Origin of the sequence: Phocaeicola abscessus CCUG 55929, assembly GCF_000312445.1 — a bacterium.
Lineage (GTDB): Bacteria > Bacteroidota > Bacteroidia > Bacteroidales > Bacteroidaceae > Phocaeicola > Phocaeicola abscessus.
Map to the genome: position 1 here is coordinate 1 of NZ_HE997187.1, position 22,824 is coordinate 22,824.

Consider the following 22,824-nt stretch of genomic DNA (forward strand, 5'->3'; position numbering starts at 1 on the left):
CTTCCTCTACTTTTCCTCTACTTTTCCTCTACTCTTCCTCTACTCTTTTCTCTACTTTACTTTTTTTCTTTCTTTTCTTTATGCTGTTCGTGTTTCTGTGGGTTGGGGTTGGGGTGAGTTATGAGGGAGGTCAAGTTCCAACAAATATGAGGGCACAGAATGTGAAAAATATGCGTGTAAAAATATCATTCGTTCATGAGGAATTAATAAAATAATTCGTATCTTTGTCGCCCAGTTTATTAATTACGGTGTTGAATACATCAGACGATACATATAAGATTGGACTGAAAAAGATGAGCGTGGATTCCGCTCATTATGAGTTTACCCTCGATGAAGAGTTCTTTAGAAATCTTCAGACCTCGGAAGTACAGAAGGGCGCTCTGAATGTTTTTATCGATGTTTGTCGTGAGCAGGGTTCGTTTGTTCTTACCTTTCGTACGGAAGGAAGTGTAACAGTGGCTTGTGACAGATGTCTGGACGATTTGGAATTACCGATCTCTTCGGTCGATCGATTAAGAGTTAAATGGGGAAAATCGTATGCGGAGTCGGATGACGCAGTGGTAGTGCCGGAAGAGGAAGGATTCATCGATGTGGCATGGTTGATGTATGAATTGATCGTGCTCCGCATACCGATGAAGCATGTACATGAAGCGGGTTTGTGTAATGAAGAGATGATACGGAAGTATAAGGCGCATTTAAGCCCGATGGCAGATGATTTTTCCGGAAAAGAATTATGCGAGCGTGCAGCTGATGCGGTCGATCCTCGATGGAATGATTTAAAACAAATATCAGATAGTAATTAAAATTTTAATAAGATGGCACATCCTAAAAGAAGACAGTCAAAAACGAGAACTGCTAAGAGAAGAACTCACGATAAGGCAGTAGTTCCCACCCTGGCTATTTGTCCGAATTGTGGCGAATGGCATGTATACCACACTGTTTGTCCAACTTGCGGTTATTACAGAGGGAAAATAGCAATCGAAAAAGAAACTACTGCCTAATGCGGCAGTTTCAGATCTATTTGTAGATTATCGAAAGGTATAAGCCGGCGAGCTTCGGCTCTGTCGGCTCTCTTTTTAGTGTTGAAATTTAGAATCGAATGATGGAAAAGATAAATGCTGTAATAACGGGTATTGGCGGATATGTTCCCGATTATATCTTGACCAATGAAGAGTTATCCCGAATGGTAGACACTACCGACGAATGGATAATGACCCGTATCGGAGTGGAGGAAAGACATATTCTCAATGACGAGGGACTGGGTACCTCCTACATGTCGCGCAAGGCTGTCAAGCAATTAATGGAAAAAACACAAGTCGATCCCGACGAAATCGACGCGGTAATGGTAGCTACCACTACTCCTGATTATCATTTTCCTTCTACCGCTTCCATTCTGATTGATAAGTTAGGATTGAAGAATGCCTTTGCTTTTGACTTTCAGGCGGCTTGCTGCGGTTTTCTGTACGCGTTGGAAGTGGCCGCTTCTATGATTGTTTCCGGCAGGCATAAGAAGATCATCGTAGTGGGAGGAGACAAAATGTCGTCGATGGTAAATTACAGCGATCGGAGTACCTGCCCGATTTTCGGAGACGGTGCAGCCGCCGTATTACTCGAAGGGACGAAGGAAGAGGTAGGTATTGTGGATTCCATTCTTCGTGCTGACGGGAAGGGCCTTCCATTTTTACACATGAAAGCCGGGGGATCCGTGTGCCCTCCTTCTCACTTTACAGTGGCCAATCACATGCATTATATTTACCAGGAAGGCAGAACGGTCTTTAAATATGCCGTTTCGAACATGTCAGGAATAACGGCAGCTTTGGCCGACCGAAACGGTTTGGCGAAAGAAAATATCGATTGGGTGATCCCTCATCAAGCGAATATGAGGATTATCACTGCGGTGGCCGAACGTTTGGAGGTTCCGATGGAGAAAGTAATGATCAATATTCAACGATATGGCAATACAAGCGGGGGAACGCTTCCGCTATGTTTGTGGGATTACGAAAAGCGCCTGAAGAAAGGCGATAATTTGTTATTTACTGCCTTCGGTGCCGGGTTTACTTACGGGGCATTGTATATGAAGTGGGGATATGACGGGAATAAGTAAATCGGTTTCGAGTCATCGCTCATGATTATTGGACGCATCCTTCGCGATAAGATACGTTTTTTTGTCCGTTATCAAATGAAAAACGTTATGGTGCATAAAGCAGGATTTGTGAATATTGTCGGCAATCCGAACGTCGGGAAATCGACGTTGATGAACCTTCTCGTGGGCGAGCGGGTGTCCATCGCTACTTTCAAAGCTCAGACTACGCGTCACCGTATTATGGGTATCTTGAATACGGATGAGATGCAGATTGTCTTTTCAGATACGCCGGGTGTCCTTAAGCCTAATTATAAGTTGCAGGAAAGCATGTTGGAGTTCTCGAAATCCGCTCTTTCAGATGCCGATATCCTGCTTTATGTAACGGATATCGTCGAGACGGCAGGTAAAAATCAAGATTTTATAGATCGAGTCAATCTCTTGCAAATCCCTGTATTGTTATTGATCAATAAAATAGATCTTTCCAATCAGCAGGATTTGGAAAAGACGGTACAGAAATGGCATACACTCATACCTCAGGCTGAAATATTGCCTATATCGGCCAAAGCAAACTTCAATATTCAACCGCTGATGAAGCGTATTCAGGAATTATTGCCCGATTCGCCGCCTTATTTCGGTAAAGATCAATGGACGGACAGACCTGCCAGGTTTTTTGTCTCGGAGATCGTTCGCGAGAAGATTTTGTTGTATTACGATAAAGAAATACCTTACGCCGTCGAAGTCTTCGTGGAACAGTTCAATGAAACACTTAAGCATATTCACATCCATGTGGTGATTTGTGTGGAACGACATTCTCAAAAAGGGATTATCATCGGGCATAGAGGGATCGCTTTAAAGAAAATAGCTACGGCAGCCCGGAAAGATTTGGAACGTTTTTTCCATAAATCCATCTTTTTGGAAACCTTTGTGAAGGTAGATAAGGATTGGAGAAATTCGGATAAAGAATTAAAGAACTTCGGATATCAAGCAAATTAATTCGACAGGATAACCGTAAAATGATAACGTTATGGGAAATATAGTTGCAATAGTAGGACGTCCGAATGTAGGGAAATCAACCTTGTTCAACCGTTTAACGCAAACGCGTCAGGCCATCGTCAACGAACAGGCTGGTACTACGCGTGATCGGCAATACGGAAAAGCGGAATGGAATGGACAAGAATTCTCCGTGATTGATACGGGAGGATGGGTGATCAATTCGGACGATATCTTTGAGGAAGAGATCCGAAAACAGGTTGCGTTGGCCGTCGACGAAGCGGATGTCATCCTGTTCGTGGTAGACATAAAGAACGGAGTAACAGACCTGGATCAAGAGGTGGCTTCTATTTTAAGAAGAGTCAAGAAACCTGTCCTTTTGGTTGCCAACAAAGCCGATAATAATTTGCTTTTGTACGATGCCGCCGAATTTTATAACTTGGGATTGGGCGATCCTTACTGCATCTCTTCGTTGAGTGGATTCGGTACGGGAGATTTGCTGGATGTGGTGACCGGCCGGTTTAAAAAGAGTCCGGAGGAACTGTTGGAAGACGACGTGCCGCGCTTTGCCGTCGTCGGCCGTCCCAATGTGGGGAAATCGTCTCTGATCAACGCATTCATCGGCGAGAAGAGGAATATTGTTACGGAGATAGCTGGCACTACGCGCGATTCTATTTATACGCGTTACGATAAGTTCGGATTCGATTTCTATTTGGTCGATACCGCCGGCATCCGAAAGAAAGCGAAGGTGACGGAGGATTTGGAATATTATGCGGTGATCCGTTCCGTACGCGCGATCGAAAATTCGGATGTATGTATCTTGATGGTCGATGCTACTCGCGGCATCGAGGGACAGGATTTGAATATCTTTTCGTTGATTCGAAGAAATCAGAAAGGATTGGTGGTGGTGGTGAATAAATGGGACTTGGTCGAGAACAAGAACAATCGTGCGATCACTGTCTTCGAAGAAGCGATTCGCACACGTTTTGCTCCTTTTGTCGATTTCCCTGTGATCTTTGCCTCTGCAGTGACGAAGCAACGCATTTTTAAGGTACTCGAAGCGGCGAAGAACGTCTTCCTCACCCGTCGACAGAAGATTGCAACGGCCAAACTGAATGAGGAAATGTTGCCGCTGATCGAAGCTTATCCACCACCATCGATAAAGGGGAAATATATTAAGATCAAGTATTGTACACAGTTACCGAATACGCAAATTCCTTCGTTTGTATTTTTCGCCAACTTGCCGCAATATGTGAAGGAACCTTACAAACGTTTCTTGGAGAACAAGATTCGGGAGAAGTGGAATTTGTCGGGGACACCGGTGAATATCTTTATCCGGCAGAAGTAACAAATCGGAAAGAATCTCGGGCAGGCATTCCGCCTACTGCAAGCGGGAGTCTACTTTTGCGACATGCTTATTTCTCTTATCTCCTCCGATTTCACTTTCTTTAGCAGGTCGGAAGCGAAGATGAAATCGTTAAATTTTTCGTTTTTCGCCGTGAAGACGTCGTTTTTGGTACCCTCCCATTCTTTCTTCCCGTCGCAGATGAAGAGAATACTTTCGCCGATGCCAATCACGGAATTCATGTCGTGCGTATTGATAATGGTGGTGATGTTATACTCGATGGTAATGTCGTGTATCAATTCATCGATTACCAGGGATGTTTTCGGATCGAGCCCCGAATTGGGTTCGTCGCAGAAAAGGTACTGGGGATTTAGTGCGATGGCTCTGGCGATGGCCACTCGCTTTTGCATGCCTCCGCTGATTTCGGCGGGATATTTGTTTTGGGCGTCCGCCAAGTTTACGCGGTCCAGGCAGAAACGAGCACGTTTTACCCTGTCTCGGTAATTATGGTCAGAGAACATGTCGAGTGGAAACATGACATTTTCCAACACAGTCAATGAATCGAAGAGTGCCGCACTCTGAAAAATCATTCCCATTTCCCGACGCAAAGCTTTTTTCTCCCGCTTTCCCATTGATAGGAAATCTCGCCTGTCATAGAGAACCTGGCCCTGTTCAGGGGTAAGCAATCCGACGATACATTTCATCAGTACTGTCTTCCCCGAACCGCTCTGTCCGATAATCAGATTGGTCTTCCCCTCATCGAATCGAAAATTGATATCTCGCAGGACATCCTTATCCTCAAACGATTTATATAATGACTTTATCTCTATCATCCCATTAAAAGTTGAGTTAGTATCAAGTCGGAGAATAGAATCAATACGCTGCTCATCACTACTGAGTCGGTGCTTGCCTTGCCCACGCCGATGGAACCGCCTTCGACCGTGTAGCCGAAGTAAGCGGAGACCGTAGCGATGATGAAGGCAAAGAAGACGGATTTGATAAAGCTGCACCAGATGAACCATTCTTGAAAGCTGTACTGAAGCCCGTAGATAAAGTCTTCCACATTCATTACTCCACCGATCCAGGCCGTACAGAACGCCCCGATTATTCCAGAGGTAATGCTGAATATGACCAAGATGGGAATAATCGTCATCAGCGCTAAGGCCTTGGGGAGGATCAGGAACGAAGCCGAGTTGACTCCCATGATTTCCAGCGCGTCGATCTGTTGAGTTACCCGCATCGTACCGATTTCGGAGGCGATGTTTGAACCGACTTTTCCCGCCAGAATCAAACACATGATGGAGGACGAGAATTCCAGCAACAGGATTTCCCGCGTCGTATAGCCTACCACAAATCGCGGCATCCACGGACTTTCGATATTCAACTTGATCTGAATGCAAATGACGGCACCGATGAAGAATGAAATCAGTAGTACGATACCGACCGAATTCACACCTAATTTTACCATTTCATGCAGGTATTGCTTGAGATACATGCGTATGCTTTCCGGACGGGAGAAAGCCCGTCTCATCAGCATGACGTATTTCCCTACCGTCTGAATGGGTTTGATAATCGGTTCTAACAAATACATGCCGCCTCTGTTTTTCTTGCAAAATTAGCTTTTTCTACCTATATAAATGTAAAAGAGTAAGTGTTTTTCTTCCCTTGTATTCGTTTACTGAACTTTTTTCGTAATTTTGCTCGTAAATTATGGAAGTTATGTCGGAAGAGAGGAAAGGACAGACGGAACCTGCCACGGACGGAAAGATGGTTCTGCGTGCGGAAGATTTGGTCAAGCGATACGGGAAACGTACGGTGGTTAGCCATGTATCGTATAAGGTACGACAAGGCGAAATTGTCGGCTTGCTCGGCCCGAACGGTGCAGGCAAAACGACTTCTTTTTATATGACGACCGGGCTGATCGTTCCTAATGAAGGACATATTTACCTGAACGATATGGACATCACCTCCTATCCGGTTTATAAACGTGCACAGAACGGTATTGGATATTTGGCACAGGAAGCCTCCGTGTTCCGTAAAATGAGTGTGGAGGACAATATTTCTTCCGTTCTCGAATTGACCGATACTACACCTGAATATCAAAGAGAACGCTTGGAGGAACTTATTGCCGAGTTTCATCTCACGAAAGTCCGTAAGAGCTTGGGCGATCAATTGTCGGGTGGTGAACGCCGACGCACCGAGATTGCGCGTTGTTTGGCCATTAATCCAAAGTTCATCATGTTGGACGAACCCTTTGCAGGCGTCGATCCGATTGCTGTCGAAGATATTCAGCGCATCGTGTGGAAGTTGAAAGATAAAAATATCGGTATCCTGATCACCGATCATAATGCGATGGAAACATTGCGTTTGACCGATCGAGCCTATCTTTTGTTTGAAGGGAGAATCCTTTTTCAGGGGACTCCGGAAGAGCTAGCCACCAATCGTGTTGTCAGGGAGAAGTATTTAGGCACGAACTTCGTCTTGCGCAGAAAGGATTTCCAAATCGCAGACCAAGAAAGTCCTTCAAACACGTAAAGAGAAGTTCCTGTGCATATATATAAAAAAGCTTCAACGAATTGAAGCTTTTTCTAAGAGTATCGGTAGTAATAATTATGCGTTTTTCGGCAATGCTTCTTTGATAACCAGCATGCGGCCTTGGTATTCCGTGCCGTTCAATGCTGTCATTGCTTTAACCGCTTCTTCCTCATTCTCCATCTCCACGAAACCGAAGCCTTTCGACCGACCGGTCTCCCGATCTTTAACAATTTTGGCAGAAGTGACAGCGCCGTACGCGCTTAATAATTCTTCCAAGTCGCCCTCCTTAACTTTATAGTTAAGGTTTCCTAAATACAAATTCATCATAAAAATAAAAAAATAAATAATTAAAAATGTTTCCGGCTGATGACGAGAAAAAGTCTTCAAGCCGATGACAAAGGAACGCATAAATTTTTAATCTGCAAGTAAAAAAACAATTTTATTTTCTTATGGTCTATTTGGTAATTGAGAGATTAAACACTAATTTTGCGCCTAATTCCAGTAATAATTGATAATATAAAGTAAGAAACAGCATGAATATTTCGTTGGAGAAGATCGATCGTGTAAACGCATTGCTCACGGTCAATATTGACAAGGCCGACTGCCAAGAGAGGATTGATAAAATTCTGAAAGAATATCGCCAGAAAGCAAATATACCGGGTTTCCGTAGAGGAATGGTTCCCATGGGATTGATCCAGCGTCAGTTTGGCAAGACGGTGCTGGTGGAAGAGGTCGACAGACTGATGCAGGAGAAGGTAAATGAATATATCCGCGACAACAAACTGAAAATACTGGGAATGCCGTTACCTAACCAAGAGAAGATGAAACCGATCGATTTCGAACATCAAAACGCTTATGAGTTTGTTTTTGACCTCGCCTTGACGCCTGAATTTAAAATCGAGTTGAATCAAACAGACAAAATCCCTTTTTATACGATCGAGGTGACGGATAAGATGATCGACGACCAGGTCGCCGTGTATCGGGAACGTGCTGCGAAGCTTGAAAAGGTTGAACAATATCAGGATCGCGATATGATGAGAGGCCTGTTGGTGGAACTGGATGAAAACGGTAAAGCCAAAGCCGGAGGCATACAAATAGAAAGCGCTACCCTGATGCCTGTTTACATGAAGAACGACGAGCAGAAAGCTGTTTTTAACAATGCTAAACTGAACGACGTGCTGACTTTCAACCTTGCGGCTGCTTACGACGATAATGACATCGAAATAGCTTCTTTGCTGAAGATCAAGAAAGAAGAAGTAGAAGGACATAAAGGTGATTATACCTATCGGGTAGAAGAAATTCAACACCTTGTTCCCGCCGAGCTTGATCAGAAATTTTTCGATCAGATTTATGGCGAAGGCGTCGTGACGAGCGTGGAGGAATTTCGTACCAAGATAAAAGATGATATGATCGCTCGATACCAAGGCGACAGTAATTACAGATTTTTGATCGATGCCCGCGAGTATGCCATGAATAAAGTCGGCAAATTAGAATTTCCAGACGCTTTGTTGAAGCGCGTCATGTTGGAAAATAACCAAGAAAAAGGGGAAGAGTTTGTCGAAAGCAATTACGAGGGGAGTGTCAAAGAATTGACATGGCACCTGATAAAGGAACAATTGGTGGAAGCTTACGGAATCAAAGTGAATGATGAGGAGGTGAGAAACATGGCGCGTCAGGTTGCATCGATGCAGTTCGCTCAATATGGTATGACTAATTTGCCGGAAAATCTGCTCGATAATTATGTACAACGGATGCTGGAAAAGAAAGAAACGGTCGAGAATTTAGTCAATCGGGTGATTGAGAATAAGCTCGGAGTAGCATTGATTGCAAAGGTAACGTTAGAGAAGAAGACCGTTTCGGTAGAAGAATTCAATAAACTGTTTCAGTCATAGGAAAAAAACGATCTCCATTTGCTAATTCTTACTAAAAAAGGAGAAGTTTTTTGCCGATTCTTTGTTTAAGGAATAAAAGTTGTAATACCTTGCTGGCACTTTGAGTACTTTTTTTAAAGACGAAAAGGACGGCCTTTCCTTTTTTTTAATTACTAACATTTAACTATTTATGGTTATGGACGATTTTAGAAAGTTTGCTATTCGAAAATTCGGAATGAATGGTTTCGTGCTGGACGATGTGGTAAAAGCACAAAACAGTTATCTGAATCCGTATATCTTGGAAGAACGTCAACTGAACGTTACCCAGTTGGATGTATTTTCTCGCTTAATGATGGATCGAATCATCTTCTTAGGAACTGAAATCAACGATTATACGGCAAACACCTTGCAAGCCCAACTTTTATATTTGGACTCCGTCGATGCTGATAAGGATATTTCTATTTACATTAATTCTCCTGGTGGATCGGTTCATGCCGGTCTTGGCATTTACGATACGATGCAGTTCATCCACAGCGATGTGGCTACTATCTGTACGGGCATGGCGGCTTCGATGGCTGCCGTATTGCTGGTGGCGGGAAAAGAGGGTAAACGTTCGGCGTTACAGCATTCTCGCGTCATGATTCATCAACCCATGGGTGGTGTGCAAGGGCAGGCTTCTGATATCGAGATTACGGCAAAACAAATACAATTATTGAAAGAAGAGTTGTATAGGATCATTGCCGATCATTCCCACAATACGTACGAGAAGGTATGGGCAGATTCGGATCGCGATTATTGGATGACTGCTCCCGAGGCCAAAGCGTATGGCATGATTGATGAAGTCATGATGCGCAAACCCGTATCGAAATAGTACACTTTTTTTATATTATATATAGCGAAAGTTGGAAGATAAAACTAAAAGAAATAAGCGCGTTTGCAGTTTTTGCGGACGAATGGAAAACGAAGTCGACTTTCTTATTACAGGCATGAACGGTTGTATTTGCAACCAGTGTGCTGAACAAGCTTATGAGATTGTTCAAGAAACTATACAACAGCAAGATCGGGCGACGAAGGAACTGAAGTTGGCGGAAATACCTAAGCCGATTGCAATTAAACAATTTTTGGATCAATATGTGATCGGTCAGGACGATGCCAAACGTTATCTTGCCGTAGCCGTGTATAACCATTATAAGCGGCTGTTGCAAAAGGACGATAAAGATGATGTGGAGATAGAAAAGTCGAATATCATCATGGTGGGAAGTACCGGAACGGGAAAAACTCTGTTGGCGAGGACGATTGCCAAAATGCTTCACGTACCTTTTACGATAGTCGATGCAACCGTATTGACGGAAGCCGGTTATGTAGGCGAAGACATTGAGAGCATTTTAACTCGTTTGTTGCAAGTGGCCGATTACAATGTCACGGAGGCCGAACGGGGAATCGTATTTATCGACGAGATCGATAAGATCGCCCGGAAGGGAGATAATCCGTCGATCACCCGGGATGTAAGCGGAGAAGGTGTTCAACAGGGACTACTGAAGCTGTTGGAAGGATCGATTGTCAACGTGCCTCCGCAGGGGGGGAGGAAACATCCGGAACAGAAATTGATTCCTGTCAATACAAAAAATATCCTGTTTATTTGCGGAGGAGCGTTCGACGGTATAGAGCGAAAGATCGCCCAACGCTTGAATACGCATGTAGTAGGTTATACTCCTTCCCAGAAGAGTGTTCGGATCGATAAGAATAATCTGATGCAATACGTTGCTCCGCAGGATTTGAAATCGTTCGGACTGATTCCTGAAATCATCGGCCGGCTGCCTATCCTTACCTATTTGAATCCATTAGACAGGGATGCGTTAAGACGTATCCTGACAGAGCCGAAGAACTCGATTATCAAACAATATGTGAAACTATTTGAGATGGACAAAATGAAACTCAGTTTCGATCCCGCCGTTTATGAATATATTGTCGACAAAGCTATCGAGTATAAACTGGGCGCTCGCGGTTTGCGCTCTATTGTCGAAACGATCATGATGGATAGTATGTATGAATTGCCGTCTACGGAAATTAATTCTTTCGAAGTAACGGTAGACTTTGCCAAGAAACAAATGGAAAAGGCTAATTTATCGAGATTAGAGAATGCGGAAAACTGATTTCAGTCGCTTCGTAATAAATAACGACTGTCTGCGGAAAAAGAATTTAAATAAGTTGTATTATTTGAGAAGTTGTTTATAACTTTGTTAGAAATCCAGAGAAAAACCTGACAGGTTGTATCAACTAAATCGATCGATATAATAATGGCAGAGAAAAATGATTTAACAAAAGCGCTGAAGCAATATTTCGGCTTTGATACATTTAAAGGACATCAAGAGGCTATTATCCATAACTTGTTAGAAGGGAAAAATACCTTTGTCTTGATGCCTACAGGTGGAGGAAAGTCTTTATGCTATCAGTTGCCTTCGCTCTTAATGCAAGGTACGGCTATTGTTATTTCACCGTTAATCGCCCTGATGAAGAACCAAGTGGACGCTATGCGGGATTTCAGTGACGAAGAAGGCGTGGCGCATTTCATCAATTCCTCTTTAAATAAGTCGGCGATCGATCAGGTTAAACAAGATATTCTGGATGGAAAGACGAAACTCTTATACGTCGCTCCCGAGTCTCTTACAAAAGGAGAAAATGTAGATTTCCTTAGAAATGTGAAGATCTCGTTTTATGCGATTGACGAAGCGCATTGCATCTCCGAATGGGGACACGATTTCCGCCCTGAGTATCGCCGTATTCGTCCTATCATTAATGAAATAGGCGACGCCCCTGTTATTGCGCTGACTGCCACAGCCACGTTGAAAGTCCGTTCGGATATAAAAAAAAATCTGGGGATACAGGATGCTCGAGAATTCATTTCTTCGTTTAATCGTCCGAATTTATATTATGAAGTCCGTCCGAAGACTAATGATGTCGATAAGGAAATCATCAAGTTTATCAAGGCTAATGTTGGGAAATCGGGAATCATCTATTGTTTGAGCCGAAAGAAAGTCGAAGAATTGGCTGCAATTTTACGCGCCAATGGAATAAACGCCCGACCTTATCATGCGGGGATGGATACGGCTACGCGCACTGCCAATCAGGATGCTTTTCTGAAGGAAGACATAGAAGTAATCGTGGCGACCATTGCGTTCGGTATGGGTATCGATAAGCCGGATGTACGTTTCGTGATACATTATGATATACCCAAAAGTCTGGAAGGATATTACCAGGAAACAGGACGTTCCGGTCGAGACGGAGGCGAAGGGGTATGCATCACCTTCTATTCGAGCAAGGACTTGCAAAAGTTGGAAAAATTCATGCAAGGTAAACCCATTGCCGAGCAAGAAATCGGCCGTCAGTTGTTGAATGAGACGGCGGCTTATGCCGAATCGTCCATTTGTCGGAGAAAAACGCTTTTACACTATTTCGGCGAAGATTTCCAGGAAGATAATTGCGGAAATTGCGATAATTGTCTGAATCCTAAAAAGAAAATCGAAGCCAGAGAGCAGTTGTGTTCCGTAATGGAAACGATTCTATCGGTTAAAGAAAACTTCAAAGCAGATCACATCGTCGATATTTTATTGGGGAGAGAGACCACCGAAGTATTGGCGCACGGTCATGAAGAATTGGAGGAATTCGGAACTGGGATGGGCGAAGATGAGAAAATATGGAATGCCGTAATACGACAAGCTTTAATAGCTGGCTATCTGAATAAGGACGTTGAAAATTACGGTTTGCTGAAGCTGACGTTGGCAGGACACCGGTTTTTGGAGAACCCTACCTCCTTCAAGATTGTTGAAGATGCGGATTTCGAAACAGACGAAGAAGAAACCCCCGTTCGGGGAGGAGTCTCGTGTGCCGTAGATCCCACGTTATACTCCATGTTGAAGGATTTGAGGAAGAAAATGTCTAAAAGGTTGGACGTTCCGCCCTATGTTATTTTCCAGGATCCTTCGTTGGAGGCTATGGCGACCATCTATCCCGTTACGGTGGAAGAATTGCAGAACATTCCCGGAGTGGGGGCAGGGAAAGCGAAGCGGTACGGGAAAGAATTCTGCGAGCTGATCCGGAAACACTGCGAGGAGAACGAGATTGAACGTCCGGAAGACCTTCGTGTGCGAACCGTCGCTAATAAGTCGAAAATAAAAGTTGCTATCATTCAGGCGATAGATCGAAAGGTCGATTTCGAAGATATCGCCGTATCGAAAGGACTTGAATTCGACGAATTGTTAGACGAGATAGAAGCGATTGTATATTCGGGCACTAAACTCAATATCGACTATTTTCTGGATGAAGTCATGGATGAAGATCATATGCAGGATATTTACGATTATTTCAAAGAATCGATCACCGACAGCATCGATGACGCTATTGAAGAGTTGGGTAATGATTATACCGAGGATGAAATCCGCTTGGTGCGGATAAAGTTCATCTCGGAAATGGCCAATTAAAAAAACTTGAAAGCTCTTGTAAATCCTTTCGAGGGTTTTGTATGAAGTTTTCAGAACTGATAGCGAATATCAATACCGAGCTGAAAGGGTTTGTTGAGTTGTTTGTAGCCGCGATTTATGCTTTCGAAATAGAACGTGGTATAGCGATGGGCGGTGAGGTTGCGTCCCCACATGTTGATGCTGAGCGCCTTATGGCATTGCAGGAAGATGTATGCGTTCAGCGTTCCGTCGAAGTTTTCGGAAACGTCGTTCTTTTCTGTCCAGTATATTTTTCCGGCCCCGATATAGTTGACTCCCAACGTCAGGCTTTGTGCAAAATGATTTTTGAACAGGAAGGAGTAATCGCCCCCTACGTTCAGCGTGTGCCGAGGTACGAATGGTATGTAGTTGCCACGGTAATCTATTTTTATGCCGACGCTGTTAGTGCCTCCTTCATAATCCTTGAAGGTGGCATGCGTATAGCCGTAGCTTGCGGACAGGTTGACGTGCTGATTGATTGCCGCCTTTAGGCTCAATTCCGCACCGTAGCTTTCGCTTTTGCCCGCATTGACCATCATGCGTCCCCAACCGTTCTCGGCGAAACGGGCAATTTGCTGGTCGCGTGTATCCATGTAGAAGACTGCCATATCCATGCGCAGTTTATGGCTTATCAGATCCAAATGCGAACCTAATTCATAGTTCCAACTGTATTCAGGTTTATAAGTAGTGGTGGCTTTGATGTCGTGTCCCACGCCATAGCCAGGCACTTTCTCTTTCAGAATGGGGAGAAAACGATCTTTCATCGGCGCGAGTTTGGGATCATCGAAGATCGCATCAATCATCTTGGATGCCATATCGCCTTGAACGATGTCGGAAAACATTTGTACGTTATAGCCTCCAGAGCGGTATCCCTTTGTTACACTGGCATAGAGGTGATTGATTTTGTTGAAGTCGTATTTCAATGCGAATTTCGGAAGCAACTGCCAATACTCGTTCTGCAATTTCCCGTTGAATAGCGGATGAGCATTCAGATGGGGGATGGTCATGTCCAGAGAAGGCTTCATGACGATACGGAAATCGAAATCGATGTTCCCGTCCGAGAAATAATCCATTTTCATCTTTTCATATTCGAGACGAGCGCCAAGGGTGAAGGAAAGGCCTTCGAAAAGCAGATTCTTCAAGGAGGATTGATGGAAGAACGCCGTGCTAAGTATCGGCGTATCGAAGGTGTTGCGCATGAATAGGCTCTTTGAAGTTACGTCTAACGACATCTCTGGTGCGTGCGGATTAGTGTCACGAATGCTGGCGAAGATCGAATTGACGTTATTTTCTATGAGCGAAGAAATGCCATCCTCGTGAAAAGTAACGGGGCCATCGGTGTGTAGCCATTGATAAAGGCTGCTGATTCCAGTTACCCACTCCCAGTGGCGTTCGCCTTTGCTTTTGAACGTGATTTCTTCGCTCAGGGTGCTTTGACGTTGTTTCTGTTCCAAGATGTAAATATCGAGGGGGAGGTAATCCTGATCCATCGCCATGCGGTCGTGCAGGTGTTGGTAGCCAGTTACTGTGTTCATGATGAAATTCTTGGCCTGGAACTCGACCTGGAGGCCGGTATTGAACAGTCCGCGGCGGTATTTGCTCTCCCGGTTGTTGGTGATTTTGCCTATCCAGTCCTGATGAAGTTCCTTGCCGTTGAGCGTCCCCGTATAATAATACGGATAGCCTCCTTCGTCGCTGTAGTCGTAACCTGTTGTAAAATCGAGTTTCCAGTTTTCGGCTGGAAACCAGACGGCGCGGATGCGTCCGCCCCCGGCTTGCACGTCGTCCACTTTCTTGCCGGTGAAGGCGTGCCTGAAGAACCCGTCGGAACCTTCGTAATAACCGCCGGCTGAGAAAGCAAACCGATTACTGATGCGGTGGTAATGTGTCAATGCGATGCTCCGGTGATTATCCTTGGTGGCGTATCCTATTTTCAAATCGGTCCCCTGATAGGAGAACGGTGATTTGGTATGCACCTTTACCAGACCGCCCATAGTGTTGCGACCGTATAAAGTACCTTGCGGTCCGCGGAGAATGTCGATACGTTCGATGTCGTAGAAATTGAAATCGAAAGCCGATTTATCAATGTAGGGAATATTGTCGACATACATACCCACCGCCGGCGTATTGATTCGGGAACCGATGCCGCGAATGTAGACGGCGGAGGTTAGACGCGATCCGTAATCAGGCATGAAGAAGTTGGGTACCAAAGCGCTGACCCTTTTTAAGGAAGTGATATGATTGATCTGTATATCTTTTTGAGAAACCAGCGATACTGAAGACGGCAAGGTTCGGAGCTTCCCGGTTTCTTTAGGGGTAGCGATGACGACTACCTCCTCGATATCGACGACTTTGGTCGTATCGTCGATCGCCGAGCGATCATTTCCCGACAATTTATCGGCATAGCTGTTTACGGAGCACAGAACGGTTAAAATGAGGAGAGCTGTTTTTTTCATTGGATTAAAATTTTCGATGACAAAGTAAACGATATCCACCGGATGAATCAATCCTCATTTTTGAGGATTTTTCGATTCGGCTGTTTCGAGTCGTCGACAGCTCAGTCGGACGCTTCAGACTGTCGTAATGTCAATAAATAGTTTTTTCGACCTTGCACCTGCTGCGAGTCATGAAAATACTCGTGCATTGCCGTCATCGCGCAATCGAGTGATTTTGTTAGAAGGCATATTCCACGCTGAAGCCGAACACTTTATTGGTACGGGAGTAAACGTCCGTTCCCGGTAAACCGGTTCGGTTGTAGTTTTTCGAAGACTTGACGTAATTTTGGTATTTCGTCCAGAAGTAGGCGATGTTCAGTGTGCATTGAGTCGTCAACTTTACCGCTGCGCCGAATCCCAACGAATAGGAATCGCAATAGAAACTGGTATCCGATTGGAAATCGTCACTCAAGCCGTAGTCGGTGAACTGGATGCCGCCGCTGACGGTCAATTGTTTCGTGAGATCGTATTCAGTTCCTGCCTGATATTCGAAGGTACCGCGGGTCAAAGCTTTTTGCTTGTCGTTTGCCATCCCTGCCCGCTTATCGTCGAAGAAGTGAAACTCTCCGTTCACTCTCCATGTCGGGAGAATTTGATAGCCGGCCGCTACAGTCAGCAGGGAAGGAATGTCGCTGGGTGTATTTACTCCGTCGGCATACGGCGCCAAGAGAGAAGGGTCAGGACTTTCTAACACTTTCGTCTTGTTTTCGATATTCATGTTGGTCTTGAACTCATATTTGGCAGCAAAGTTCCAACGCCCGGTTTGATAATCCAAGCCGATGACAGGGGTTAGTCCCCAGCCTGTCTGATCGCAATCCAATTTGATGGATGCCAGCTCTTTTCCTCCCAAGGAAGGAATGAGCTGCGCTTTTACAAATCCCTCGTATCCCCCGTAAAAATAATTCATTCGTCCGCCGAAGAAGGCCGACAGGTGCGAATTAAATCGATAGCTGAGCCCTAACTGAAGGCCGTAGATGAACTGCTTTCCGTTCATGGATGTATAAATGTCATACATCTGGGGCGATAAGGGTTTGCCTGCGGCAGCAGTCTGTTTGAAGATCAGGGCCGACATCAAGGAGCTGAAAAGTGGCAAACCTTCGTCGAAAGAGGCTTTCCCTCCACCACCTGTCACTCCTAAAAAGGCCGATAATGTCCAGTCTCCTTGTTTATAAGCAGCATGAATACTCGGGATGAAAGGTGCCGAAGCTTTCCCTCTGTAATATTTCTGAAAATCGGTAGTCGCTGGCCGATCGTCGTTCATCGCATACATTTTGAACGACGCATCGATATTCCGGCTTTGATAGGCGCTCTGATTGGTCAATGAAAGATAAAGCCCGTCGTGAGGTAGGAAAGAGAGCCCTGCAGGATTGCTGTATACTCCGTCAATCCCTATCGAAGCGCCGCGGGCAAGCATCCTCAGGAATGCGGCATGCTGGTTCGTGTTGGTTAAAATGCCTCCGGCGTATATGGGCATTGACGACAGAAATAGCGCTATACTTGATAAAAATAGTTTTTTCATATCTATTTATTTTATAATTTTGGCTGCAAAGGTAGATGAAAATTGCACATTCCGAAATAAATTGTGCCGTTATTTGCTTTCGATTTATTTCGGCAGTCGATTTCTCCGAATTATATATGTTTTTTCAGAAAAAGATGAAGCAAGGGTACTCGTACAGACGAATTTGGGAGGTCAGTTATCCCATTTTTCTGGGGTTATTGGCGCAGAATATTATTAATGTGACCGATACCGCTTTCCTCGGACGGGTAGGCGAGGTGGAACTCGGTGCTTCGGCTATGGGCGGCTTGTTTTATATCTGCGTTTTTACCATTGCCTTCGGATTCAGTACGGGTTCTCAGATCATGATTGCTCGGCGGAACGGCGAAAGAGAATTCACAGAGATCGGTCCGATCATGATGCAGGGCTGCGCTTTTCTTCTCGCCCTGTCGGTTTTGCTTTTCGGATCGACGAAAGCTCTGGCTCCGGCCATTATGCGGTTTATCGTGTCGAGTGATGCTATTTATACCGCTTCTCTTTCTTATTTGAGCTGGCGCATCTTCGGTTTTTTGTTTTCTGGCCTGAATGTGATGTTTCGCGCTTTTTACGTAGGCATTACCCGAACGAAGGTGTTAACGCTCGGTTCCATCATAATGGCGACAGTCAATGTATGGCTTGATTACGGATTGATCTTCGGCCGTTTGGGGTTGCCCCAGTGGGGATTGGAAGGTGCTGCCATAGCATCCGTGATTGCCGAAGCCTGTTGTACGCTCTTTTTCCTTTTGTTTTCCCGGTTAGGGCTGGATTATAAGAAATATGGATTGAATCGTTTCCGAATCGCCGATTGGCGATTATTGGAAAGGGTGTTGAATATTTCTTCGTTTACAATGTTACAGTATTTTCTGAGCATGAGTACCTTCTTTACCTTTTTTATCGCCGTGGAGAAATTGGGTGAAGCTCCGTTAGCCATTGCCAATATCGTGCGTAGCATTTATATCGTGTTATTGATACCTGTCCAGTCGCTTTCTACTTGTGCCAATACTTTAGTCAGCAATCTTATCGGCGAAGGAGGCATCCGGAATGTCATGCATTTATTGTGGCGAATATCGCGCATGTCGTTTATGATCATCGTCGGTTGTGTGTTTCTCGTCGCTCTCTTCCCTCAGGCTATTTTGTCTATTTATACCAATGAGGTTTCTCTCATTGTAGAAGCTGTTCCTTCGCTGTATACCATCCTTGTAGCCATGTTGGTCGCCTCTTTGGCGATGACTTATTTTGGGGGCATTTCGGGAACGGGTAATACGCAGGCAGCGTTGTACATAGAGGGAGGAACGCTGATTATTTATACTGCCTATGTCCTCATTACGGGACTTTGGCTGAAGATCCCGGTGGAATGGTGCTTTGCTTGTGAAGTGATATACTATGCATTGATGTTTGCCGCGAGCGTTATTTATCTGAAAAAAGTGAAATGGCAGAATAAAAAGATATGAATTTCGGAAGAAATGAGTACCTTTGTCAGCCCGTGCAAAGGGGATTCTTGTTGAAATTAATGTGATAATAAAAGTAACACCTATATGTTCGATAATTTAACCGAACGATTGGAACGGTCGTTCAAGATCCTGAAAGGTGAAGGGAAAATCACCGAAATTAACGTGGCGGAGACGCTGAAAGATGTGCGGCGGGCATTGTTGGATGCCGATGTAAACTATAAAGTAGCCAAAACCTTTACGGATACGGTGAGGGAGAAAGCTATGGGACAACATGTGCTGACCTCTGTGAAACCCAGTCAGTTGATGGTGAAGATCGTTCATGACGAGTTGGCACAACTGATGGGCGGCCAGACAGAGGAGTTGAAGCTCGAGAGCATGCCTGCCGTCATTCTCATGGCCGGTTTGCAAGGTTCCGGTAAGACAACCTTTGCTTCAAAGTTGGCTCACATGTTGAAGACGAAGAAAAACCGTCGTCCGCTGATGGTCGCTGGCGATGTCTACCGTCCGGCAGCTATCGAGCAGTTGAAAGTGCTTGGCCAACAGATTGATGTCCCCGTCTATAGCGAGCCCGAGAACGAAGAACCGGTACAGATCGCGCTCCATGCCATTCAATATGCGAAGGCCAATAGCGCAGATACGGTGATCGTCGATACGGCCGGTCGGTTAGCTGTAGACGAACAGATGATGGATGAGATCGAAGCGATTAAGCAGGCGGTCCGACCAGATGAAATCCTTTTCGTGGTCGATTCGATGACAGGCCAGGATGCTGTCAACACGGCTAAAGAATTTAATGACCGACTTGATTTTAGTGGCGTCGTCCTTACTAAATTAGATGGCGATACCCGGGGAGGCGCTGCGCTCTCTATTCGTACGGTCGTCGATAAACCTATCAAGTTTATCGGTACGGGGGAAAAAATGGAGGCAATCGATATTTTCCATCCTGCCCGCATGGCAGACCGCGTTCTGGGTATGGGAGATATCGTCTCTTTGGTGGAACGTGCTCAAGAACAATACGATGAAGGAGAAGCACGGCGTTTGCAGAGAAAGATTCAGAAGGATCAATTTGACTTTAATGATTTTATGAGCCAGATTCAACAGATCAAGAGAATGGGTAATCTTAAGGATCTCGCTTCGATGATTCCGGGAGTCGGCAAAGCGATCAAGAACGTGGATCTCGATGACAATGCATTCAAGAACATCGAGGCTATCATCCATAGTATGACCAAACAAGAGCGCACTCATCCCGAGTTGCTCAACGGGTCGAGGCGGATGCGTATTGCGAAAGGCAGCGGTACCAATATTCAGGAAGTAAATCGCTTGCTTAAACAGTTCGACCAAACCCGAAAGATGATGAAAGCTGTGACAAGTACGAAGATGGGAAAAATGGCCCGGATGATGGGTAAATAAAATAATATATCATGCAAATCATAGACGGTAAAGCAGTTTCTGAACAGATAAAAAAAGAGATAGCCGAAGAGGTTTCCCGGATGATAGCCAAGGGAGAGAAACGTCCTCATTTAGCAGCTGTCTTGGTGGGACACGATGGCGGTAGCGAAACCTATGTCGCCAATAAGGTAAAGGCGTGCGAAGCATGCGGATTTAGGTCGACATTGATTCGCTTTGAAGAGAATATTACCGAGGACGGACTCCTTCGAAAAGTACGAGAGTTGAATGAAGAGGCGGATATTGATGGCTTTATGGTACAACTCCCTTTGCCGAAACATATTTCGGAACAGCGGGTGATTGAAGCGATCGATTATCGGAAGGATGTCGACGGCTTCCATCCGATTAACGTCGGACGCCTTGCTATCGGTTTGCCGTGTTTTATCTCTGCTACTCCGAACGGAATACTGGAACTTCTCAAAAGGTATAATATCGATACGAAAGGGAAGAAATGCGTGATCCTCGGAAGAAGTAATATCGTTGGTAAACCGATGGCTAACTTGATGATGCGTAAAGCAACTCCGGGAGATGCCACCGTAACCGTACTGCATAGCCATAGTCGATACATTCGGGAAGAATGCCGCCAAGCTGATATCATTATTGCAGCTATGGGACACCCCGATTTCCTTACTGCCGATATGGTAAAGGAAGGAGCAGTGATCATCGATGTGGGGACTACGCGGGTGCCCGATACGACGAAGAAGAGCGGATTCCGTTTGAATGGCGACGTGAAGTTCGATGAAGTTGCTCCCAAATGCGCTTTCATTACCCCTGTTCCCGGTGGCGTAGGTCCGATGACAATCGTTTCCCTGATGCGTAATACTTTATTGGCGGGGAAAAGAGAGATTTATCCGTGAAGCCCTTGTTCCTTCTTGCTCTCTTGAGCTTTAGCGGAAAGATAGGCGCCCAAGAGACGATTACTCTCCTTTTTGCAGGAGATTTGATGCAGCATGCCGGACAAATTTCCGCCGCGAAAACTCCGAACGGCTATGATTATTCTTCTTACTTTGAAGCGTTAAAGGACGAGATCAGCCAGGCAGATATTGCCGTAGCCAATTTGGAAGTCACATTGGGAGGAAAGCCCTATACGGGATATCCACAGTTCAGCGCCCCTGACGAATATCTCTATGCGATTAAAGAAGCGGGGTTCGATGTCCTTCTCACGGCTAATAACCATTGTTTGGACCGCCGGCAGAAAGGATTGGAACGTACCGTATTCCTGCTCGATTCGCTTCGTTTACAGCATTTGGGTACGTATAAGGATCGATGTCAACGACTGCGATCCTATCCGCTTATCATCGAAAAGAGCGGATTCCGCATCGCTTTACTCAATTATACCTATGATACTAATGGCATCAAGGTTACAGAACCCAATGTAGTAAACTATATAGATAAAGAGCAAATGAAGAAGGATATTTTTGCAGCTCGATGTGCGCGTCCCGATGCGATCATTGCCTGCATGCATTGGGGAATAGAATACCAGTCGCTGCCCCGACAAGCGGAAAGAGAGCTGGCAGAGTGGATGATTCGTCAAGGAGTAGACCATATTATCGGCGGACATCCCCATGTGCTTCAGCCCATTGAGGTAAAAGAGGAGGAATGGACGCCGGCAAAACATGTAGTCGTTTATTCATTGGGAAATTTTGTTTCCAATATGCGTAAGACCGATACAGACGGCGGAATCATGGTGAAGCTGAAACTAAAGAAAATAGTAGGTATTACGCAAGTGGAAGATTGTGCATACACGTTTGTCTGGACATCTTCTCCACGGCTCAGCGGAAGAAAGAACTTTATGCTTTATCCAGCCTCCTATATAAACAGGGACCTGAAGCAAGAAGAGTATAAATATTTTAATATGTTTCTGGCAAGGGCACGGAATTTATATGAGAGGTATAATAAAGGAATAAAAGAATATGAGGTTGAATAAAATTTCGAATTAAAAATTTGCGGGAAATAAAAATATCTCTAACTTTGCGACGCCTTAGAAAGCTAAGGCGAACAGATGTCGATCATGGTGATTGTAGTTCAGTTGGTTAGAGCGTCAGATTGTGGTTCTGAATGTCGTGGGTTCGAGTCCCACCAGTCACCCTCGAAAGGAAGATGTGCCGAAGTAAGCACATCTTCTTTCGTTTACCGCAAAGTTCCGACTTCCTTGGGGAGAGGAGAACTTTGACAGGAGCCCCAATTCTGTACGTTCAGACATTGCCGTTTCGTTCCTGCACACCCTTTTTCCTCTACTCGCCCGCAGTCATTCCTCGCCCTGTCTCGTGTAAGACTCCGATACGACGTGATTCCACACAGACATGCAGACCGTTTTAATTCCCTACGTAGACAATTTTAATTCCCTGCGTAGACAATTTTAATTCCCTACGCAGACAATTTTAATTTTCAGGGCAGGCCGTTTTCAGGTGCTTATTCTCCCTTGCTTTCGCTTCCTTCGATCGGAGAGACTACCAAGAGGAATCGACGACGTGCCCCCTATTTATTCATATATAAATGAATAAGAGTTAGTTATCTATTTTATAAATACCGTTTGTGAAGAATTTCAGAAAAAAGTTTTAAAAAGATTTGGATGTACGAG

The 22,824-nt window shown here is 44.9% G+C and carries 19 protein-coding genes and 1 tRNA gene; 15 read left to right on the forward strand and 5 right to left on the reverse strand.

Going from position 1 to position 22,824, the window contains the following annotated elements; all coding sequences use genetic code 11:
* The first annotated feature begins 293 nt into the window (after positions 1-293).
* The 5 genes from BN102_RS10265 (at position 294) to der (ending at position 4,421) form a co-directional block, all read left to right on the forward strand.
* A complete protein-coding gene (locus BN102_RS10265) occupies positions 294-803 on the forward strand; it encodes a YceD family protein (protein ID WP_051007730.1) in 510 nt (169 codons plus the stop codon).
* Positions 804-815: 12 nt separating this feature from the next.
* The gene (rpmF, locus tag BN102_RS10785) at positions 816-1,001 is read left to right on the forward strand and encodes a 50S ribosomal protein L32 (protein WP_083867249.1); all 186 of its coding nucleotides are present in this window, start codon (positions 816-818) and stop codon (positions 999-1,001) included.
* A 101-nt stretch (positions 1,002-1,102) separates the two neighbouring features.
* Positions 1,103-2,104: a beta-ketoacyl-ACP synthase III gene (locus BN102_RS10270; RefSeq protein WP_021311847.1), complete on the forward strand. Its 1,002-nt coding sequence runs from the start codon at positions 1,103-1,105 to the stop codon at positions 2,102-2,104.
* Positions 2,105-2,194: 90 nt separating this feature from the next.
* Complete coding sequence (era, locus tag BN102_RS10275) at positions 2,195-3,076, forward strand: GTPase Era (RefSeq protein ID WP_036788035.1); 882 nt, start codon at positions 2,195-2,197, stop codon at positions 3,074-3,076.
* Between the two features lie 31 nt (positions 3,077-3,107).
* The gene (der, locus tag BN102_RS10280; RefSeq protein ID WP_019209066.1) at positions 3,108-4,421 is read left to right on the forward strand and encodes a ribosome biogenesis GTPase Der; all 1,314 of its coding nucleotides are present in this window, start codon (positions 3,108-3,110) and stop codon (positions 4,419-4,421) included.
* Between the two features lie 50 nt (positions 4,422-4,471).
* Here der and BN102_RS10285 read toward each other — a convergent pair whose 3' ends face one another.
* Together BN102_RS10285 and BN102_RS10290 are read right to left on the reverse strand one after the other, a co-directional pair.
* Positions 4,472-5,251, reverse strand: a complete 780-nt coding sequence (locus BN102_RS10285; protein WP_019209067.1) for an ABC transporter ATP-binding protein — start codon at positions 5,249-5,251, stop codon at positions 4,472-4,474.
* The gene (locus BN102_RS10290; RefSeq protein WP_035456466.1) at positions 5,248-5,991 is read right to left on the reverse strand and encodes an MlaE family ABC transporter permease; all 744 of its coding nucleotides are present in this window, start codon (positions 5,989-5,991) and stop codon (positions 5,248-5,250) included. Before BN102_RS10290 ends, BN102_RS10285 begins: the two co-directional genes overlap by 4 nt.
* 146 nt (positions 5,992-6,137) lie before the next feature.
* Between BN102_RS10290 and lptB the strand changes: the two genes are divergently transcribed.
* Positions 6,138-6,953 carry an LPS export ABC transporter ATP-binding protein gene (gene lptB / locus BN102_RS10295; protein ID WP_019209069.1) on the forward strand — a complete coding sequence of 272 codons (816 nt, stop codon included), beginning with the start codon at positions 6,138-6,140 and terminating at the stop codon, positions 6,951-6,953.
* 75 nt (positions 6,954-7,028) lie between these two features.
* Here lptB and BN102_RS10300 read toward each other — a convergent pair whose 3' ends face one another.
* Positions 7,029-7,277: an RNA-binding regulator gene (locus BN102_RS10300; RefSeq protein ID WP_035456467.1), complete on the reverse strand. Its 249-nt coding sequence runs from the start codon at positions 7,275-7,277 to the stop codon at positions 7,029-7,031.
* A gap of 209 nt (positions 7,278-7,486) precedes the next feature.
* On the opposite strand from BN102_RS10300, the gene tig reads away from it, so the two are divergent.
* From tig to recQ, 4 genes are all read left to right on the forward strand, one after another.
* Positions 7,487-8,845 (forward strand): trigger factor, encoded by a 1,359-nt coding sequence (gene tig / locus BN102_RS10305; protein WP_019209071.1) that lies wholly within the window; start codon positions 7,487-7,489, stop codon positions 8,843-8,845.
* Between the two features lie 175 nt (positions 8,846-9,020).
* Entirely contained in the window at positions 9,021-9,695 is a 675-nt protein-coding gene (gene clpP / locus BN102_RS10310) for an ATP-dependent Clp endopeptidase proteolytic subunit ClpP (RefSeq protein ID WP_019209072.1), read from the forward strand.
* A gap of 31 nt (positions 9,696-9,726) precedes the next feature.
* Positions 9,727-10,977 (forward strand): ATP-dependent Clp protease ATP-binding subunit ClpX, encoded by a 1,251-nt coding sequence (clpX, locus tag BN102_RS10315; RefSeq protein WP_021311844.1) that lies wholly within the window; start codon positions 9,727-9,729, stop codon positions 10,975-10,977.
* Positions 10,978-11,121: 144 nt separating this feature from the next.
* Positions 11,122-13,302 carry a DNA helicase RecQ gene (gene recQ, locus BN102_RS10320; protein WP_019209074.1) on the forward strand — a complete coding sequence of 727 codons (2,181 nt, stop codon included), beginning with the start codon at positions 11,122-11,124 and terminating at the stop codon, positions 13,300-13,302.
* Positions 13,303-13,352: 50 nt separating this feature from the next.
* On the opposite strand, the gene BN102_RS10325 is transcribed toward recQ, so the two are convergent.
* The gene (locus BN102_RS10325) at positions 13,353-15,776 is read right to left on the reverse strand and encodes a TonB-dependent receptor (RefSeq protein WP_019209075.1); all 2,424 of its coding nucleotides are present in this window, start codon (positions 15,774-15,776) and stop codon (positions 13,353-13,355) included.
* Between the two features lie 217 nt (positions 15,777-15,993).
* Positions 15,994-17,334, reverse strand: a complete 1,341-nt coding sequence (locus BN102_RS10330; RefSeq protein WP_036788033.1) for an OmpP1/FadL family transporter — start codon at positions 17,332-17,334, stop codon at positions 15,994-15,996.
* A gap of 116 nt (positions 17,335-17,450) precedes the next feature.
* Here BN102_RS10330 and BN102_RS10335 point away from each other — a divergent pair, with 116 nt between their 5' ends.
* From BN102_RS10335 to BN102_RS10355, 5 genes are all read left to right on the forward strand, one after another.
* Positions 17,451-18,800, forward strand: a complete 1,350-nt coding sequence (locus BN102_RS10335; RefSeq protein WP_245545389.1) for an MATE family efflux transporter — start codon at positions 17,451-17,453, stop codon at positions 18,798-18,800.
* Positions 18,801-18,884: 84 nt separating this feature from the next.
* Positions 18,885-20,207, forward strand: a complete 1,323-nt coding sequence (gene ffh, locus BN102_RS10340; RefSeq protein ID WP_019209078.1) for a signal recognition particle protein — start codon at positions 18,885-18,887, stop codon at positions 20,205-20,207.
* An 11-nt stretch (positions 20,208-20,218) separates the two neighbouring features.
* Entirely contained in the window at positions 20,219-21,100 is an 882-nt protein-coding gene (gene folD, locus BN102_RS10345) for a bifunctional methylenetetrahydrofolate dehydrogenase/methenyltetrahydrofolate cyclohydrolase FolD (protein WP_019209079.1), read from the forward strand.
* Positions 21,097-22,170, forward strand: coding sequence for a CapA family protein (locus BN102_RS10350; protein WP_021311841.1), 1,074 nt, complete (start codon positions 21,097-21,099; stop codon positions 22,168-22,170). Before folD ends, BN102_RS10350 begins: the two co-directional genes overlap by 4 nt.
* A gap of 87 nt (positions 22,171-22,257) precedes the next feature.
* Positions 22,258-22,331: transfer RNA gene (locus BN102_RS10355), tRNA-His, on the forward strand.
* Positions 22,332-22,824: the final 493 nt, after the last annotated feature.

What these genes read in the sequence shown, in the direction of transcription:
- der (WP_019209066.1), top strand. Translation starts at nt 3,108, where the DNA reads ATGGGAAATATAGTTGCAATAGTAGGACGTCCGAATGTAGGGAAATCA.
- BN102_RS10265 (WP_051007730.1), top strand. Translation starts at nt 294, where the DNA reads ATGAGCGTGGATTCCGCTCATTATGAGTTTACCCTCGATGAAGAGTTC.
- lptB (WP_019209069.1), top strand. Translation starts at nt 6,138, where the DNA reads ATGTCGGAAGAGAGGAAAGGACAGACGGAACCTGCCACGGACGGAAAG.
- recQ (WP_019209074.1), top strand. Translation starts at nt 11,122, where the DNA reads ATGGCAGAGAAAAATGATTTAACAAAAGCGCTGAAGCAATATTTCGGC.
- BN102_RS10285 (WP_019209067.1), bottom strand. Translation starts at nt 5,251, where the DNA reads ATGATAGAGATAAAGTCATTATATAAATCGTTTGAGGATAAGGATGTC.
- BN102_RS10335 (WP_245545389.1), top strand. Translation starts at nt 17,451, where the DNA reads ATGTTTTTTCAGAAAAAGATGAAGCAAGGGTACTCGTACAGACGAATT.
- BN102_RS10270 (WP_021311847.1), top strand. Translation starts at nt 1,103, where the DNA reads ATGGAAAAGATAAATGCTGTAATAACGGGTATTGGCGGATATGTTCCC.
- BN102_RS10300 (WP_035456467.1), bottom strand. Translation starts at nt 7,277, where the DNA reads ATGAATTTGTATTTAGGAAACCTTAACTATAAAGTTAAGGAGGGCGAC.
- clpP (WP_019209072.1), top strand. Translation starts at nt 9,021, where the DNA reads ATGGACGATTTTAGAAAGTTTGCTATTCGAAAATTCGGAATGAATGGT.
- folD (WP_019209079.1), top strand. Translation starts at nt 20,219, where the DNA reads ATGCAAATCATAGACGGTAAAGCAGTTTCTGAACAGATAAAAAAAGAG.
- ffh (WP_019209078.1), top strand. Translation starts at nt 18,885, where the DNA reads ATGTTCGATAATTTAACCGAACGATTGGAACGGTCGTTCAAGATCCTG.
- BN102_RS10325 (WP_019209075.1), bottom strand. Translation starts at nt 15,776, where the DNA reads ATGAAAAAAACAGCTCTCCTCATTTTAACCGTTCTGTGCTCCGTAAAC.
- rpmF (WP_083867249.1), top strand. Translation starts at nt 816, where the DNA reads ATGGCACATCCTAAAAGAAGACAGTCAAAAACGAGAACTGCTAAGAGA.
- BN102_RS10330 (WP_036788033.1), bottom strand. Translation starts at nt 17,334, where the DNA reads ATGAAAAAACTATTTTTATCAAGTATAGCGCTATTTCTGTCGTCAATG.
- tig (WP_019209071.1), top strand. Translation starts at nt 7,487, where the DNA reads ATGAATATTTCGTTGGAGAAGATCGATCGTGTAAACGCATTGCTCACG.